We start from the raw sequence: 13959 nt of genomic DNA on the forward strand, positions 1-13959 counted from the left end.
GACAGGGAGTTTGCCGTGCACGTCCGGCTGTCCGCCTCATGGACCGATCCACGGGGGACGGTGTGGGCCGTCGGCGACATGGTCGACGTGGACGCCGCAACCCTCGCCGAACTGGAGGAAAAAGGAATGGTGGAGCAGCCCGCGGGCAGCGGATCGACCGAGACCACGACCACCACGACGACCCCGCCGAAGAAGACCGACCCCTCGAAGATCGGTCCGGGCCCGAGCGCGCCCCCGGCCGACACGAAGAGCGACTGACGCGGCGGTGGAGCCGGCGGGACGACCGCCGGCTCCACCGTGCCGGGCGGCTCAGGCCACCGCCGCCACTTCCGCCCGCCGCCTGGCGCGCTCACCGAGCGCGCTGGTGAGCAGCGGTACGACGAGCGCCAGCGTGGCGAGGACGCCGAGTCCCGAGACGACGAGCAGCCACCGGGGCCCGATCAGGCCGAGCAGGGACGCCCCGGCGAGATAGGCCAGCACCTCCGCCGCGTACGGGAACATGTAGACGGTCCCGAAGACCACGCCGAGTCGTTCGGCGGGCACGTGCTGCTGGATGAGCGTGTCGGCCGCGACGTGGTGCCAGCCCGCGCCGGCCCCGGCCAGCGCCTGGCCGAGCAGCGCCACGCCGATCACCGGGCTCACGCCGGTGACAAGCGTCCCGAGGCCGAGCGCGAGCACCGCGCCGTAGAGCACGAACTGCATCCGGGTACGCCCGCCGGCCCGGGTCAGCAGCACCGGCCCGAGCACCATGCCCACGCCGTACGCGGTGGCGAGCAGGCCGATCATCACCTCGTCGGCCGCCAGCGCGGTGCGCCCGAGGGGCACCAGCGCCAGGTTGTCCAGCGCCGCGAACGTCACCAGCACCAGGAAGCCGACCGAGACCGCCCGGACCACCCGGCTGTGCCGGACCACGCGCATGCCCGCGCCGAGCACCTGGCGGAACGGCTCGCGTGCGGCGGCCGGCGCGGCGGGCGCCGACAGCCCTCGTACGCCACCGATCAGCAGCGCGGACAGGGCGAAGGTGGCCGCGTCGACCACCAGCGTGGGAGCGAGGCCGATGGTGGCCAGCATCAGTCCGCCGAGGGCCGGGCCGGCGGCGAAACCGATGTTCATGCCGACCGCCAGCTGAGCGTTCGCGGCGGGCAGCTTGTCCTGACCGACCAGGCGGGGCAGCAGGCCGCGACCGGCGGGGGTGAAGGCCGTGGCGGCCACCGTCGCCGCGGTGACCGCCGCGAGCAGCACCGGCAGCGGCGGCATCAGCAGCGCCACGGTCAGGTAGAGCAGGGCCTGGATCAGGTCGCAGCCCACCATCAGCCGGCGCTGGTCGAACCGGTCGGCGAGCGCGCCGAGCAGCGGCCCCAGCAGCCTCGGCGCGGTGGTCGCCAGCAGCAGCAGCGCCACGGCGGTGCCGCCGTACGCGTCGTAGGCGGCGATGAGCAGCGCGGTCCGGGCCAGCTGGTCGCCCAGGTAGGAGACGAGCCGGGCGGACCAGTAACGACGGAAGGCGATATTGCCGCGGATCAGTGACATGCCCGTCAACTCCTCGCTGCGGTCGGTCTGTCCGGTGGGGCACCGGGACAGGGGCGCGCCGGGCAACCTTGGCAGCGGGTACGAGGCGTGGACAACCGCTCTTCAGCCAACGATTTATGGAGATATGTCTATTTTGTCCGACTGGCTTTCCTCATAACGTCTGTCCCGTGCCGCCGCACCATCGACGGACCGACGATCTCCGGGAGGAACGATGACCAACACGACCGCCACCACCGCGACCACCACGACCGGCTGGGCCGGGCCCGGCTACTGGGTCGGCCCCACCTTCTGGGCGGGCCCGGGCTTCGCCGCCACCTCGAACGCGGGCTGGATCGGTCCGACCCGCTGAGCACGCGAACGGCAGCGCCGGCCACCCTCGGGGCGGCCGGCGCTGCCGTTTCGATGCGGAGGCGGTGCGTCAGCGGTCGTTCATGCCGGCCCGGCGGCGCAGCGCGGCCACGTCGGTGACCACGATGCGGCGCCCTTCGGTACGCAGCCAGCCCCGGCTGGCGAAGGAGCCGATGGCCTGGTTGACGCTCTGCCGCGAGCCGCCGGCCATCTCGGCGAGCTGGCTCTGGTTCAGCTCGATCGTGATCATCGGGGCCTGGCTCTCGCCGGCCAGCCGGACCAGCGTCTTGGCCACCCGGCCCGGCAGGTCGAGGAAGACGTGGTCGGCGTTCTGCTCGGTGAGCCGCCGGATCAGCTGGCCGAGCGAGCGCATCACCGCGTCCAGGATGCGCGGGTTGGAGTGCACCAGTTCCATGAAGGCGGGCCGGGACAGCGCCAGCGCGGCGCAGTCCTCGATCGCCTCGGCCGAGGCGGACCGGGTGGAGGCGTCCAACAGGGACACCTCGCCGAGCACGTCCGGGGGTCGGATCACCGACAGCACCGCGCGCTCGCCGGTCGGCGCGGTACGGAACACCGCCACCGCGCCGCGGCGCAGCACGATCAGCGACTCGCCGGGGTCGTTCTCGACGAAGAGCAGCTGCCCCTTGCGGTAGGTGCGCGGCACGGCCGCGGCGATGACCCGCTGCCGCACCTCCGGCTCAAGCCCGGCGAACATCTCCACGCCCGTGAGCGCGTCACCTGGCTCCGGCAGGCGAGACTCCACGGCCCAACCCCTCCCCGGTCAGAAGTCACAACTCGCACACCGGGTGAAGCTGTCATTCCCGGTACGAGGCAGCTCAACCGGTTCGGCGCCCGACGGCGGTACACATCAGATCATGACGGTCCCGTCGCGTGCTGTACACCCCCGGAGACACTTCCGTGACCATGCCTGGCCGGCGTCCGGCACGCCGCCGACCTCGGTGGACGCCCCGGCGGGCGGTCCCCGGCGGTGATGGGCGAGGATGGGGGCGATGGTCTACCGCTATTTCTACGACTGTGAATTCATCGAGGACGGCCGGATCGTCGACCTGGTGTCGATCGGCGTCGTCGACGAGTACGGCCGCGAGTTCTACGCGGTCTCCACCGAGTTCGACGACTCCCGGGCGGTGCCCTGGGTGCGGCGCAACGTGCTGGACAAGCTCCCGTCGCCGGCCGACCGGGCCTGGCGCTCGCGTGAGCGCATCCGCGACGACCTGCACGACTTCCTGCTGGAGCCGGTGCGGGACCGGCCGGGCGAGCAGCTGGAGCTGTGGGCCTGGTACGCCGCGTACGACCACGTCGTGCTGGCCCAGCTCTGGGGCGCGATGCCGGCGCTGCCCCGGGAGATCCCCCGGTTCACCAAGGACCTGCGTCAGCTCTGGGACGACAGGGGCCGTCCCCGGCTGCCGGACGCCGAGGCCGACCGGCACGACGCGCTCGTCGACGCGAGGCACAACCTGGCGCGCTGGCGGGCGATGACCGCGCGGGAGGTTTGACCCGTTCCGCCCCGGGCACCGCAGCGGCATCACGCCGATCGCAGACAGGAGTGCCCATGAGCAACGAGCCGACCACCGCAGCGGACGCCCGCCGCCGGGTCACCGAGCTGATCCGGGACGCCCGGATCTGCCTGCTCACCACCACCGGCGTGGACGGGCGGCTGGTCAGCCGGCCGATGGGGTTGCAGGAGGCGGAGTTCGACGGGGATCTGTGGTTCTTCGCGTACGCCGACTCCGCCAAGATCCGGCAGATCCGGGTCAACCCCCAGGTCAACGTCGGTTTCTCCGACCAGCGGCACCACGCCTGGGTGTCGGTGGCCGGCACCGCCACCGAGGAGTGGGACGCCGGCCGGGCGAAGGAGTTGTGGAACCCGCTGCTCAAGGCGTGGTTCCCGGACGGCCTGGAGACGCCGGGGATCACGTTGATCAAGGTGCACGCCGGTTCGGCGGAGTACTGGGACTCGCCCGGCAGCACCGTGGTCAACCTGCTCGGCTTCGCCAAGGCGGCGGTGACCGGCAGTCCGCCGAAGGCGGGGGAGAACCGCGAAGTCAGCTACTGACGGGTAGGGCCGTCCGTCGTCGGGAACGGCCCGGGGTGCGGTGTCGGCGTACACCTGTGGCGACTACAGTGCGCAGTGACGGCCCGCCCCGGGCCGGCAACGGCGCCGATGGTCTGATCTGACACATATCCTGGGGCTTATCCGGGCTTCACCTGATGCTCCAGGAGGATGAGCAGATCATGCGTATCGGCGTGCTCACCGGCGGCGGCGACTGCCCAGGTCTCAACGCGGTGATTCGGGCGGTGGTCCGCAAGGGCGTCGCCACCTACGGTCACGAGTTCGTGGGCTTCCGGGACGGCTGGAAGGGCCCGCTGGAGGGCCTGACCAAGCCCCTGGGCATCCCCGAGGTGCGCGGCATCCTGCCCCGCGGCGGCACCATCCTCGGCTCGTCCCGCACCAACCCGTTCAAGATCGAGAACGGCGTGGAGCGGATCAAGGAGAACCTGGCCGCGCAGGGCGTGGACGCGTTGATCGCGATCGGCGGCGAGGACACCCTCGGCGTCGCCACCAAGCTGCACGAGCTGGGCGTCCACGTCATCGGTGTGCCCAAGACGATCGACAACGACCTGGGCGCCACCGACTACACGTTCGGCTTCGACACCGCCGTGAACATCGCGATGGAGGCGATCGACCGGCTGCACACCACCGCGGAGAGCCACCACCGCACGCTCGTGGTCGAGGTCATGGGCCGGCACGCCGGCTGGATCGCGCTGCACGCCGGCCTCGCCGGCGGTGCCAACGTGATCCTGCTGCCGGAGCGGCAGTTCGACGTCGAGCAGGTCGCCGGCTACGTCGAGAAGCGCTTCCAGCACCAGTACGCCCCGATCGTCGTGGTCGCCGAGGGCGCCCAGCCGCTGGACGGCCAGATGGTGCTGCACAACCAGGAGCTGGACGCGTTCGGCCACGTCCGCCTGGGCGGCATCGGCCAGTGGCTCGCCGAGCAGTTGGAGGCCAAGACCGGCAAGGAGGCCCGCACCGTGGTGCTCGGCCACATCCAGCGCGGCGGCACCCCCACCGCGTTCGACCGGGTGCTCGCCACCCGGCTCGGCCTGCAGGCCATCGACGCGGTGCACGAGGGCGACTGGGGCAAGATGGTCGCGATGCAGAGCACGGACATCGTCCGCGTCCCGCTGGCCGACGCCACCCGCGAGCTGAAGACCGTGCCGCTGGAGCGGTACGCCGAGGCCGAGGTCTTCTTCGGCAGCTGACCGACGGCGTACGGCGTGGCGGGCCGGTGATCCGGCCCGCCACGCCACGCCCACCCGACCCGGGAAGGGGTACGGCTGATGGCACGCGAGGTGCACACGGTCGCGGTGATCGGCGCCGGCAAGATCGGTGAGCTGATGCTCTCCGGGCTGCTGCGCTCCGGCTGGCCGGTGGAGCGGCTGCTCGCCACCGCGCGGCGCCCCGCCCGGGCGAAGGAGCTGACCGAGCGCTACGGCGTGCGGGTGGTGGACAACCTCACCGCGGTGACCGAGGCCGAGGTGCTCGCGGTGTCGGTCAAGCCGCAGGACGCCGCCGCGCTGCTGGACGAGATCGGCCCCAAGGTGCCCGCCGACAAGCTGGTCATCTCGCTGTGCGCCGGTCTGCCGACCGCGTTCTTCAACCGCCGGCTGCCCGAGGGCACCCCGGTGGTCCGGGTGATGACCAACACGCCGGCGCTTGTCGACCAGGCGATGAGCGCCATCTCGGCGGGCGCGTACGCCACCGGCGAGCACCTGGCCCTGGCCGAGGAGATGTTCTCCCCGCTCGGCTCGACCGTCCGGGTGCCCGAGTCGCAGCAGGACGCGGTCACCGCGCTCTCCGGCTCCGGCCCCGCCTACTTCTACCTGCTGGTCGAGGCCATGATCGACGCCGGCATCCTGCTCGGCCTGCCGCGCCAGGTGGCGCACGAGCTGATCGTGCAGACCGCGATCGGCTCGGCGGTGATGCTGCGCGACTCCGGCGAGCACCCGGTGAAGCTGCGCGAGGCGGTCACCTCGCCCGCCGGCACCACCATCTCGGCGATCCGCGAGCTGGAGAACCACGGCGTACGCGCGGCCATGCTGGCGGCGCTGGAGGCGGCCCGGGACCGGGCCCGGGAACTCGCCGCCCAGGCCGACTGACGCTCAGACCGACTGACGCTCAGCCGGGCCCCGGCGCCGGCCGTGGATGCCGCCGGAGCAGCAGGATCAGCACGGCCAGGGCGAGCGTCCCCCACAGCGGCACCCAGCGAGGCCGGTGCTGGGCGAGCGTGCCGACCGCGCCGCCGACGCTGTAGCTGACCAGGGCGAGCAGCCCGAGCAGGGTGCCCCGCCGGGCCCGGTTGCGCCCGGCGGTGGGGCCGAGCAGCCAGCGGGCGGCCCGTTCACCGGTCTTCGTCGTGGTGTCCGACTGGTAGGTGATCGGCGTCGCGATCCCCGCGGTACGGCTCGCCAGCGTGGTCAGGCTGCCCATGGCGGCCGCGCCGGCGGCGGCGAGCAGCACCCGGGACGCGGTGCCGTGCCGGCCGTATGCGAGCGCCAGGTTGAGCACGGTCCAGACCACCATGGCGACCTCGGTGACGGCGATGTCCACCAGTGGCGCCGCCGTCGGCCCGGTGCGGCGGCGGAGCAGGCTGACCAGCCCGGCGGCGGTGGCGAATGCGACGATCGAGGCCGCCGAGACCGGCCACGTGGGGTGCCCGCCGGCCGGTCCCATGCCGAGGAAGATGGCGTTTCCGGACTGGTTGGCCACGAACGCGCCGTACCGCAGGAACGCGAAGGCGTCCAGCGCGCCGGCGGTGACGACGGCGAGCACCAGCGCCGCGAGCGGGTGCCGGAACTCGCGGTAGGAGTCCGCGGGGCCGTACGGCGCCGACCGGTTCACCCTTCCCCCGTCCGTGTGCAGAAGCAGCCCGGGCAGCGTCCGGGAGTTTCGCTGTCGGGCCGCCGCGGCGAACCTACTATATGTCGCATATGTAGGTTTTCGGCCGTTTCGCGAGGCGGCTGCCGGCGGACGGGGTGACATGGCGGCGAGCGGACGCGCGGCCGGCCGGCCGCCCCGCCGCAACCTCGTGGCGATCCTGTCGATCGTCGTCCTCTCCGGCGCCTTCTTCGGCTACGACCAGGGCGTCATCAGCGGTGCGCTGCACGACATCCGCAACACGTTCGACGTGGACACCTTCGAGGTGGAGGAGGCGGCGAGCTGGGTGACGCTGGGCGCGCTGGCCGGCGCGCTCGTCGGTGGTCACCTCGCCGACCGGATCGGCCGGCGGGGCGCGCTGTGGGTCGCCGGCGGCGCGTACGTCGTCGCCGCGATCGTGCAGGCGGCGGCGCCGGCAATCGGCGCGCTGCTCGGCGCGCGGGTGCTCCTCGGTGTGGGCATCGGCGTGGCCTCGGTCGCCGGGCCGATGTTCGCGGCCGAGGCGGCGCCGGAACGGATCCGCGGTGGCCTGCTCGGGGTCTACCAGTTCTCCATCACCTTCGCGATCTTCATCGGCTACCTGGCGGACGAGCTGTTCACCGGCGGCGACTCGTGGCGGTACCTGCTCGGCGCGGCGGTCGTGCTGGGCGTGGCGCTGATCCTGGTGACGGTGGTGGTGCCGGACTCGGCGGTCTGGTACCTCAAGCGGGGCGACCGCCGCCGCGCCCGCGAGTCGTTGTGCCGCACCGTCCCCGAGCAGCGGGTGGAGCAGCGCCTCGGCGAGGTCGAGAAGAGCCTGCACGGCCGCACGGCGAGCTGGCGGGAACTGCTGTCCCCACAGTGGCGGCGTCCGCTGGCGCTGGGTGTGGGGCTGGCGCTGTTCCAGCAGGCGACAGGCATCAACGGCATCATCTACTACGCCGACTCGATCTTCGCGGCGGCGGGGTTCCGTACCCCGCAGGCGCAGCTCTCCGCGACCACCTGGGCGGTCGGCGCGGTGGACGCCGCGTTCGCGCTGGTCGCGGTCGGCCTGCTCGACCGCGTCGGCCGCCGGCCGCTGCTGCTGGTCGGCCTGGCCGGGATGGCGGTCTCGCTCGCCGTGGTCAGCGTCAGCTTCCTGAGCGCGGGCGCCGGGCGCGGCGACGGCCGGATCACCACCGCTGGCCTGTTCCTGCTGGTCGGCGTGATCTTCTTCGTCGCCTTCTACGCCGTGTCGATCGGCCCGGCCGCCTGGACCGTGATCAACGAGATCTATCCCGGTCCGATCCGCGGGCGGTGCGTGGCGATCGCCTCCGCCACCCACTGGGGCACCGAGTACCTGATCACGCAGTTCTTCCTGAGCCTGCTCGACACGCTCGGCCGCTCGGGCGTGTTCGCGCTCTTCGCCGCCCTGTGCGTGCTCGGCTTCCTGTTCGTCCGGCGCTATCTGCCGGAGACCAGGGGCCGGACGTTGGAGCAGATCCAGCAGATGTGGGTCGCCGACTACGACCGGCGCAAGCGGGCGCACACCGGTTCCTGAAATCTCCCTGAAAGCCTGCGGGACGGTGAAGCCGCTCTTACCGTGACGGAATAGCGGAAACCGTACAGAAGGTGCGGACGAAGGGATCGCGAAGTGCATCTCACGCCGAGGGAATTCGACAAGCTGACGATCCACTCGTTGGCGATGGTCGCAAACGCCCGAAGGGCGCGCGGAGTCAAGCTCAACCACCCCGAGGCCGTGGCGGTGATCTGCGCCGCGGCGCTGGAGGGCGCGCGCGAGGGCAAGACCGTCGAGGAGGTCATGAACGACGCCAGCCACGTGCTCACGGCGGACGACGTGATCCCCGGGGTGGCGGACATGATCCCGATGCTCCAGGTCGAAGCGGTCTTCACCGACGGGTCACGGCTGATCACCGTCCACTCACCCATCCAGTAGAGCAGCGACCGGAGGCCACGGTCTCCGGCAGAGCGGGGGCGACATGGCGAAGCAACACCCGGGACCGAACTCCAAGCACCTTCGGCCCATCGGCGGCTACAAGCTCAGTGACCAACCTCTGGAACTCAACGCCGGGCGGCCGGTGACCGAGGTGGTCGTGCAGAACACCGGTGACCGGCCCATCCAGGTCGGCTCCCACTTCCACTTCTTCGAGGCCAACCGCTTCCTGGAGTTCGACCGCTCGGCCGCGTTCGGCAAGCGGCTGAACATCCCGGCCACCACCTCGATCCGGTTCGAGCCCGGCGACCGCAAGACCGTCCAACTGATCCCGTACGGCGGTTCCCAGCGGGTCTACGGCTTCAACGGCCTGGTCCAGGGCTGGACCGGCGACGGGCCGATCCCCGGGTACCGGCCGGACCGGGCCGAGGCGCTCCACCAGGCCCAGACGCGCGGCTTCAAGACGACATCGCAGCAGCAGGACCAGGGCCAGGCCAAGGACCAGCCCAAGGGCAAGGGCAAGGGCCAGGACAAGAGCGGCAAGGGCGACAAGTAGCCCGGCAATCCTTCGACGCGCCAGAGCTGGAGCGAGAACGCATGAGTCAGATCTCACGGCAGGAATATGCCGGAATGTACGGCCCGACCACGGGCGACCAGATCCGGCTGGCTGACACCGACCTCTACATCGAGATCGAGAAGGACCTGCGGGTCCTCGGTGACGAGGTCATGTACGGCGGTGGCAAGACCCTGCGCGACGGCATGGGCAGTGCCAGCCAGGCGACCAGCGCCGAGGGCGTGGTTGATCTGGTGATCACCAACGTGACAATCGTCGACGCGCTGCTCGGCGTGGTCAAGGCGGACGTCGGGATCAAGGACGGGAAGATCGCCGGGATCGGCAAGGCCGGCAACCCCAACATCATGGACGGGGTGACCCCGGGCCTGGTGACCGGGCCGGGCACCGACGCGATCTCCGGTGAGCACCTGATCCTGACCGCCGGCGGCATCGACGCGCACGTCCACCTGGTCACCCCGCAGCAGGTGTGGGCCGCGCTCAGCAACGGCGTCACCACCCTCTGGGGCGGCGGCACCGGGCCCACCGACAGCACCAACGGCGTCACCATCACGCCCGGCCCGTGGAACATCCAGAACATGATGCGGTCCTTCGAGGACCTGCCGATCAACATCGGCCTGCTGGGCAAGGGCAACAGCAGCGGCCGGGCGCCGCTCGTCGAGCAGATCATGGCCGGGGTGCCCAGCTTCAAGATCCACGAGGACTGGGGCGCGCCGCCCGCGGTGATCCGGACCTGCCTGGCCGTCGCCGACGAGTACGACGTCCAGATCAGCATCCACACCGACACGCTCAACGAGAGCGGCTACATCGAGGACAGCATCGCCGCCTTCGAGGGCCGCACCATCCATACCTTCCACACCGAGGGCGCCGGCGGCGGGCACGCGCCGGACATCATCAAGGTCGCCGGCCAGATGAACGTGCTGCCCGCCTCGACCACGCCCACGGTGCCGTACGGCATCAACAGCCAGTCCGAGCTGTACGACATGATCATGGTCTGCCACAACTTCAACCCGAAGGTGCCCTCGGACGTCGCCTTCGTGGAGAGCCGGATCCGCACCGAGACCATCGCCGCCGAGGACGTGCTCCTCGACGAGGGCGTCATCTCGATGATGCAGAGCGACTCGCAGGCCATGGGCCGGGTGGGGGAGACCTGGCTGCGTACCGTCCAGCTCGCCGGCCAGATGAAGACCGCGCGGGGCAAGCTGGCCGAGGACTCCGACGCCAACGACAACTTCCGGGTCCTGCGCTACGTCGCCAAGATGACCATCAACCCGGCGATCACCCAGGGCGTCTCGCACGTCATCGGCTCGGTCACCCCGGGCAAGCTCGCCGACTTGGTGCTCTGGGAGCCCGCGTTCTTCGGCACGAAGCCGAAGATGGTGCTCAAGGGCGGCATGATCGCCTGGTCGATCATGGGTGACCCGAACGCCTCGCTGCCCACCCCGCAGCCGGTCTACTACCGGCCCATGTTCGGCGCCACCGGCTCGCAGCTCGCCAAGAACTGCGTGACGTTCGTGTCGCGGGCCGCGCACGAGTCGGGTGTCGCGGAGAAGCTGGGCCTGCAACGGCAGGTCGTGCCCGTCTACGGCTGCCGCAACCTGACCAAGCGCGACATGGTGCGCAACGACCGTACGCCGAAGCTCGAGGTCGACCCGGAGACCTTCGCCGTGAAGATGGACGGCGTGCACGCGACCGTGCCGGCGGCCAAGAACCTCCCCCTCAGCCAGCTCTACTTCTTCAGCTGACCCGGCGCGGCGCCCGCCCCCGGCCGGGCCGGTGGCGGGGTCGCGTGAAAGGAGAACACATGCTCGTCGAAACGGTACTCGGCAACGTGAGCGAGCCGGCCTGGACCGAGCGGCTCCGGGAGGCCAAGGTCGACGACCTGGTCCTCGACCAGTGGGACGCCCAGAAGAGCCGGCTGCGCCGGACCACCAGCCTCGGCACCGAGCTGGCGCTGTCCCTGGCCCGCGGCGTACGGCTGCGCGACGGCGACGTGCTCGCCTGGGACGACGCCACAGCGACCGCCGTGGTGGCCCGGATCGCGCTCGGCGAGGTGATGGTGGTGCACCTCGACACGCTGCACGGCGAGTCGCTGGACATGGTGATCCGTTCGGCCGTCGAACTCGGCCACGCGATCGGCAACCAGCACTGGCCGGCGGTGGTGAAGGGCACCAAGATGTACGTCCCGCTCACAGTGGACCGCAAGGTCATGGACTCGGTGATGCGGACCCACGCGTTCACCGGTCTCACCCACGAGTTCATGCCGGGCACCGAGATCATCGCGTATCTGGCCCCGCACGAGTCGCGGCGCCTGTTCGGCGGGGCCGACTCGACCCCGCACACGCACCTGCCCGCCGACCTGAACTGAGAGGCCGCGGTGTCCACGGTGACCGAGGCGCTGAAGCTGCTCCAGTTCGGCGACTCGGTCTTCCCGGTCGGCGCGTTCTCCTTCTCCAACGGGCTGGAGACGGCGGTCGAGCAGGGCGCGGTGCACGACCGGACCACGTTGCAGGAGTTCGTGCGTACGGTGACCCGCGCCGCCGCCACCGGCGACGGGGTGGCGCTGCTGGTGGCGCACCGCGCCGCCTGCGCCGGTGACCTCGACCGGATCCGGGCGGCCGACGAGGCCGTACACCTGCGCAAGATCAACGAGGAGACGCGGACGATGACCGTCCGCATGGGGCGCAAGCTGGCCGAGGCCGCCGAACGGGTGGTGGGGGAGTCCCTGCTGCGCAAGCGCCTCGCGGAGAGCGACGGCGGCGTCCCGGTCACCTACCCGGTCGCGCTCGGCGTGCTCTTCGCCGAACTCGGCGTGGGCGAGGCGGACGCGTTCGCCGCCCACCAGTACGGCGCGGCCTCCATGGTGCTCGGCGCGGCGGTCCGGCTGATGCGGGTGGACCACCTCGACACCCAGTCGATCCTCTTCGCTGTCAACGAGCGGGTCGGCGAGGACTACGAGGAGGTGCGCACCGCCGGCCTCGACGACATGCAGAGCTTCGCGCCGCACCTCGACGTGCTGGCCGGCGCGCACCAGCACGCACACGTACGCATGTTCATGAGCTGAGCGCTCACCCACCTGAAGGGCTTCTTCAAAAATGAAATCAGCGAGTCGGATCGGTGTCGGCGGCCCGGTGGGCAGCGGCAAGACGGCCATCATCGAGGCCGTCGTGCCCCGCCTGGTCGAGCAGGGCCTGCGCATCCTGGTCATCACCAACGACGTGGTCACCACCGAGGACGCCAAGCACGTCCGCCGCGCCCTGACCGGCGTGCTGGTCGAGGAGCGCATCGTCGGCGTGGAGACCGGCGCCTGCCCGCACACCGCTGTTCGCGAGGACCCCAGCATGAACCTCGCCGCGGTGGAGGACATGGAGGCGCGGTTCCCGGACAGCGACGTCGTGCTCATCGAGAGCGGCGGCGACAACCTGACGCTCACGTTCAGCCCCGCGCTCGTCGACTACTTCATCTACGTGATCGACGTGGCGGCCGGCGACAAGATCCCGCGCAAGAACGGCCCTGGCATCTCCAAGTCCGACATCCTGGTGATCAACAAGACCGACCTGGCCCCGTACGTCGACGCCGACCTGGGCGTGATGGCCCACGACGCCGAGCTGATGCGCGGCGGCAAGCCGTTCGTGTTCACCAACTGCAAGACCGGCGAGGGCATCGACGACCTCGTGGACCTGGTCCGCCGCAACGCGCTGTTCGACGCCGAAGTGCTGGCATGACCACTCTGGACTCCGTCCGGGAGCTCGCGCCGTACCAGGACCAGCCGGCGCAGCTGCCGGCTGCCGCGAACGGCAAGGTGGGCATCCTCCGGCTGGGGTTCGAGCGGCGCGCGGACCGGACCGTCCTGCGCGACGTCTTCCGGCAGTCGCCGCTGCTGGTGCAGCGCGCGCTGTACTGGGACGAGGAGATGCCGGGCCTGCCCTGCGTCATGATCCTCACCACCTCCGGCGGCGTGCTCCAGGGAGACCGGCTGCGCATCGACGTCGACCTGGGCCCGGGCGCGCAGGCGCACCTGGTCACCCAGGCCGCCACCAAGATCCAGGAGATGGACGCCAACTACGGCACCCAGACCCAGAGCTTCACCCTGGCGCAGGACGCCTACCTGGAGTTCCTGCCCGAGCCGGTGATCCCGTTCCGGCGCAGCCGGTTCGTCTCCGACACGGTGGTCCGGCTGCCGGAGACCGCCACCATGCTCTACGCCGAGGTGCTCCAGCCCGGCCGCAAGTACTACCGCGACGGCGAGATCTTCGCGTACGACCTGTTCTCCACCACGCTGCGGGCACAGCGGCCCGACGGCCGGCCGCTGTTCGTGGAGAAGTTCGTGATCACTCCCGGCCGCTTCCCGGTGACGCGGATCGGAGTGATGGACCGCTTCCACGTCTTCGGCAACGTCGTGCTGCTCACCGACCCGGACCGGGCGGCAAGGGTCTTCGAGCGGACCGCGACGCCGGTGTGGGACGAGCAGACGCCGCTGGCCACCGCTGTGAGCCGGCTGCCCAACGACGCCGGTCTGGTGTTCAAGGTGCTCGGGCAGGAGACCGAACCGGTCCGCGCCGCGGTACGCGCGTTCTGCACGGCCGCCCGCGAAGAGGTGACCGGCTGCACCTTCCCGCCGGTCTTCAGCTGGCGTTGAGG

General features: G+C 71.1%; 17 protein-coding genes. 14 read left to right on the top strand and 3 right to left on the bottom strand.

Features of this window, described 5'->3' with window-relative positions:
- The first annotated feature begins 15 nt into the window (after positions 1–15).
- A complete protein-coding gene (locus tag ACSDG8_RS25875) occupies positions 16–258 on the top strand; it encodes a hypothetical protein (RefSeq protein ID WP_174536056.1) in 243 nt (80 codons plus the stop codon).
- Positions 259–309: 51 nt separating this feature from the next.
- Here ACSDG8_RS25875 and ACSDG8_RS25880 read toward each other — a convergent pair whose 3' ends face one another.
- Positions 310–1530 (bottom strand): MFS transporter, encoded by a 1221-nt coding sequence (locus ACSDG8_RS25880; protein ID WP_210897075.1) that lies wholly within the window; start codon positions 1528–1530, stop codon positions 310–312.
- A 211-nt stretch (positions 1531–1741) separates the two neighbouring features.
- On the opposite strand from ACSDG8_RS25880, the gene ACSDG8_RS25885 reads away from it, so the two are divergent.
- Complete coding sequence (locus ACSDG8_RS25885) at positions 1742–1879, top strand: hypothetical protein (protein ID WP_210897073.1); 138 nt, start codon at positions 1742–1744, stop codon at positions 1877–1879.
- Between the two features lie 69 nt (positions 1880–1948).
- Here ACSDG8_RS25885 and ACSDG8_RS25890 read toward each other — a convergent pair whose 3' ends face one another.
- Positions 1949–2641, bottom strand: a complete 693-nt coding sequence (locus tag ACSDG8_RS25890) for a Crp/Fnr family transcriptional regulator (protein ID WP_013287664.1) — start codon at positions 2639–2641, stop codon at positions 1949–1951.
- Between the two features lie 247 nt (positions 2642–2888).
- Here ACSDG8_RS25890 and ACSDG8_RS25895 point away from each other — a divergent pair, with 247 nt between their 5' ends.
- From ACSDG8_RS25895 to proC, 4 genes are all read left to right on the top strand, one after another.
- Positions 2889–3392: a polyadenylate-specific 3'-exoribonuclease AS gene (locus ACSDG8_RS25895; RefSeq protein ID WP_210897071.1), complete on the top strand. Its 504-nt coding sequence runs from the start codon at positions 2889–2891 to the stop codon at positions 3390–3392.
- A gap of 56 nt (positions 3393–3448) precedes the next feature.
- Entirely contained in the window at positions 3449–3952 is a 504-nt protein-coding gene (locus ACSDG8_RS25900; RefSeq protein ID WP_210897069.1) for a pyridoxamine 5'-phosphate oxidase family protein, read from the top strand.
- A gap of 179 nt (positions 3953–4131) precedes the next feature.
- Complete coding sequence (locus ACSDG8_RS25905; RefSeq protein ID WP_073831551.1) at positions 4132–5160, top strand: 6-phosphofructokinase; 1029 nt, start codon at positions 4132–4134, stop codon at positions 5158–5160.
- Positions 5161–5238: 78 nt separating this feature from the next.
- Positions 5239–6057, top strand: coding sequence for a pyrroline-5-carboxylate reductase (gene proC / locus ACSDG8_RS25910; RefSeq protein ID WP_030500173.1), 819 nt, complete (start codon positions 5239–5241; stop codon positions 6055–6057).
- A 19-nt stretch (positions 6058–6076) separates the two neighbouring features.
- Here the strand turns inward: proC and ACSDG8_RS25915 are convergent, their stop codons facing one another.
- A complete protein-coding gene (locus ACSDG8_RS25915; protein WP_307871195.1) occupies positions 6077–6799 on the bottom strand; it encodes a YoaK family protein in 723 nt (240 codons plus the stop codon).
- Between the two features lie 139 nt (positions 6800–6938).
- On the opposite strand from ACSDG8_RS25915, the gene ACSDG8_RS25920 reads away from it, so the two are divergent.
- The 8 genes from ACSDG8_RS25920 (at position 6939) to ACSDG8_RS25955 (ending at position 13957) form a co-directional block, all read left to right on the top strand.
- Positions 6939–8354 (top strand): sugar porter family MFS transporter, encoded by a 1416-nt coding sequence (locus ACSDG8_RS25920; protein ID WP_210897067.1) that lies wholly within the window; start codon positions 6939–6941, stop codon positions 8352–8354.
- Between the two features lie 93 nt (positions 8355–8447).
- On the top strand, positions 8448–8750 hold the full coding sequence (locus tag ACSDG8_RS25925; RefSeq protein WP_210897065.1) for an urease subunit gamma: 303 nt from the start codon (positions 8448–8450) through the stop codon (positions 8748–8750).
- 43 nt (positions 8751–8793) lie between these two features.
- Positions 8794–9303 (top strand): urease subunit beta, encoded by a 510-nt coding sequence (locus ACSDG8_RS25930; protein ID WP_210897064.1) that lies wholly within the window; start codon positions 8794–8796, stop codon positions 9301–9303.
- Between the two features lie 41 nt (positions 9304–9344).
- Positions 9345–11063, top strand: coding sequence for an urease subunit alpha (locus ACSDG8_RS25935; protein ID WP_210897062.1), 1719 nt, complete (start codon positions 9345–9347; stop codon positions 11061–11063).
- Between the two features lie 59 nt (positions 11064–11122).
- Positions 11123–11686, top strand: a complete 564-nt coding sequence (gene ureE / locus ACSDG8_RS25940; protein WP_210897059.1) for an urease accessory protein UreE — start codon at positions 11123–11125, stop codon at positions 11684–11686.
- Positions 11687–11695: 9 nt separating this feature from the next.
- Positions 11696–12382, top strand: a complete 687-nt coding sequence (locus ACSDG8_RS25945) for an urease accessory protein UreF (protein ID WP_210897057.1) — start codon at positions 11696–11698, stop codon at positions 12380–12382.
- A 31-nt stretch (positions 12383–12413) separates the two neighbouring features.
- The gene (ureG, locus tag ACSDG8_RS25950; protein ID WP_210897056.1) at positions 12414–13043 is read left to right on the top strand and encodes an urease accessory protein UreG; all 630 of its coding nucleotides are present in this window, start codon (positions 12414–12416) and stop codon (positions 13041–13043) included.
- Entirely contained in the window at positions 13040–13957 is a 918-nt protein-coding gene (locus ACSDG8_RS25955) for an urease accessory protein UreD (RefSeq protein WP_210897054.1), read from the top strand. The genes ureG and ACSDG8_RS25955 overlap by 4 nt, the downstream gene beginning before the upstream one ends.
- Positions 13958–13959 lie beyond the last annotated feature (2 nt).

It is taken from the genome of Micromonospora sp. LA-10 (genome assembly GCF_051853095.1).
GTDB lineage: Bacteria > Actinomycetota > Actinomycetes > Mycobacteriales > Micromonosporaceae > Micromonospora > Micromonospora echinospora_A.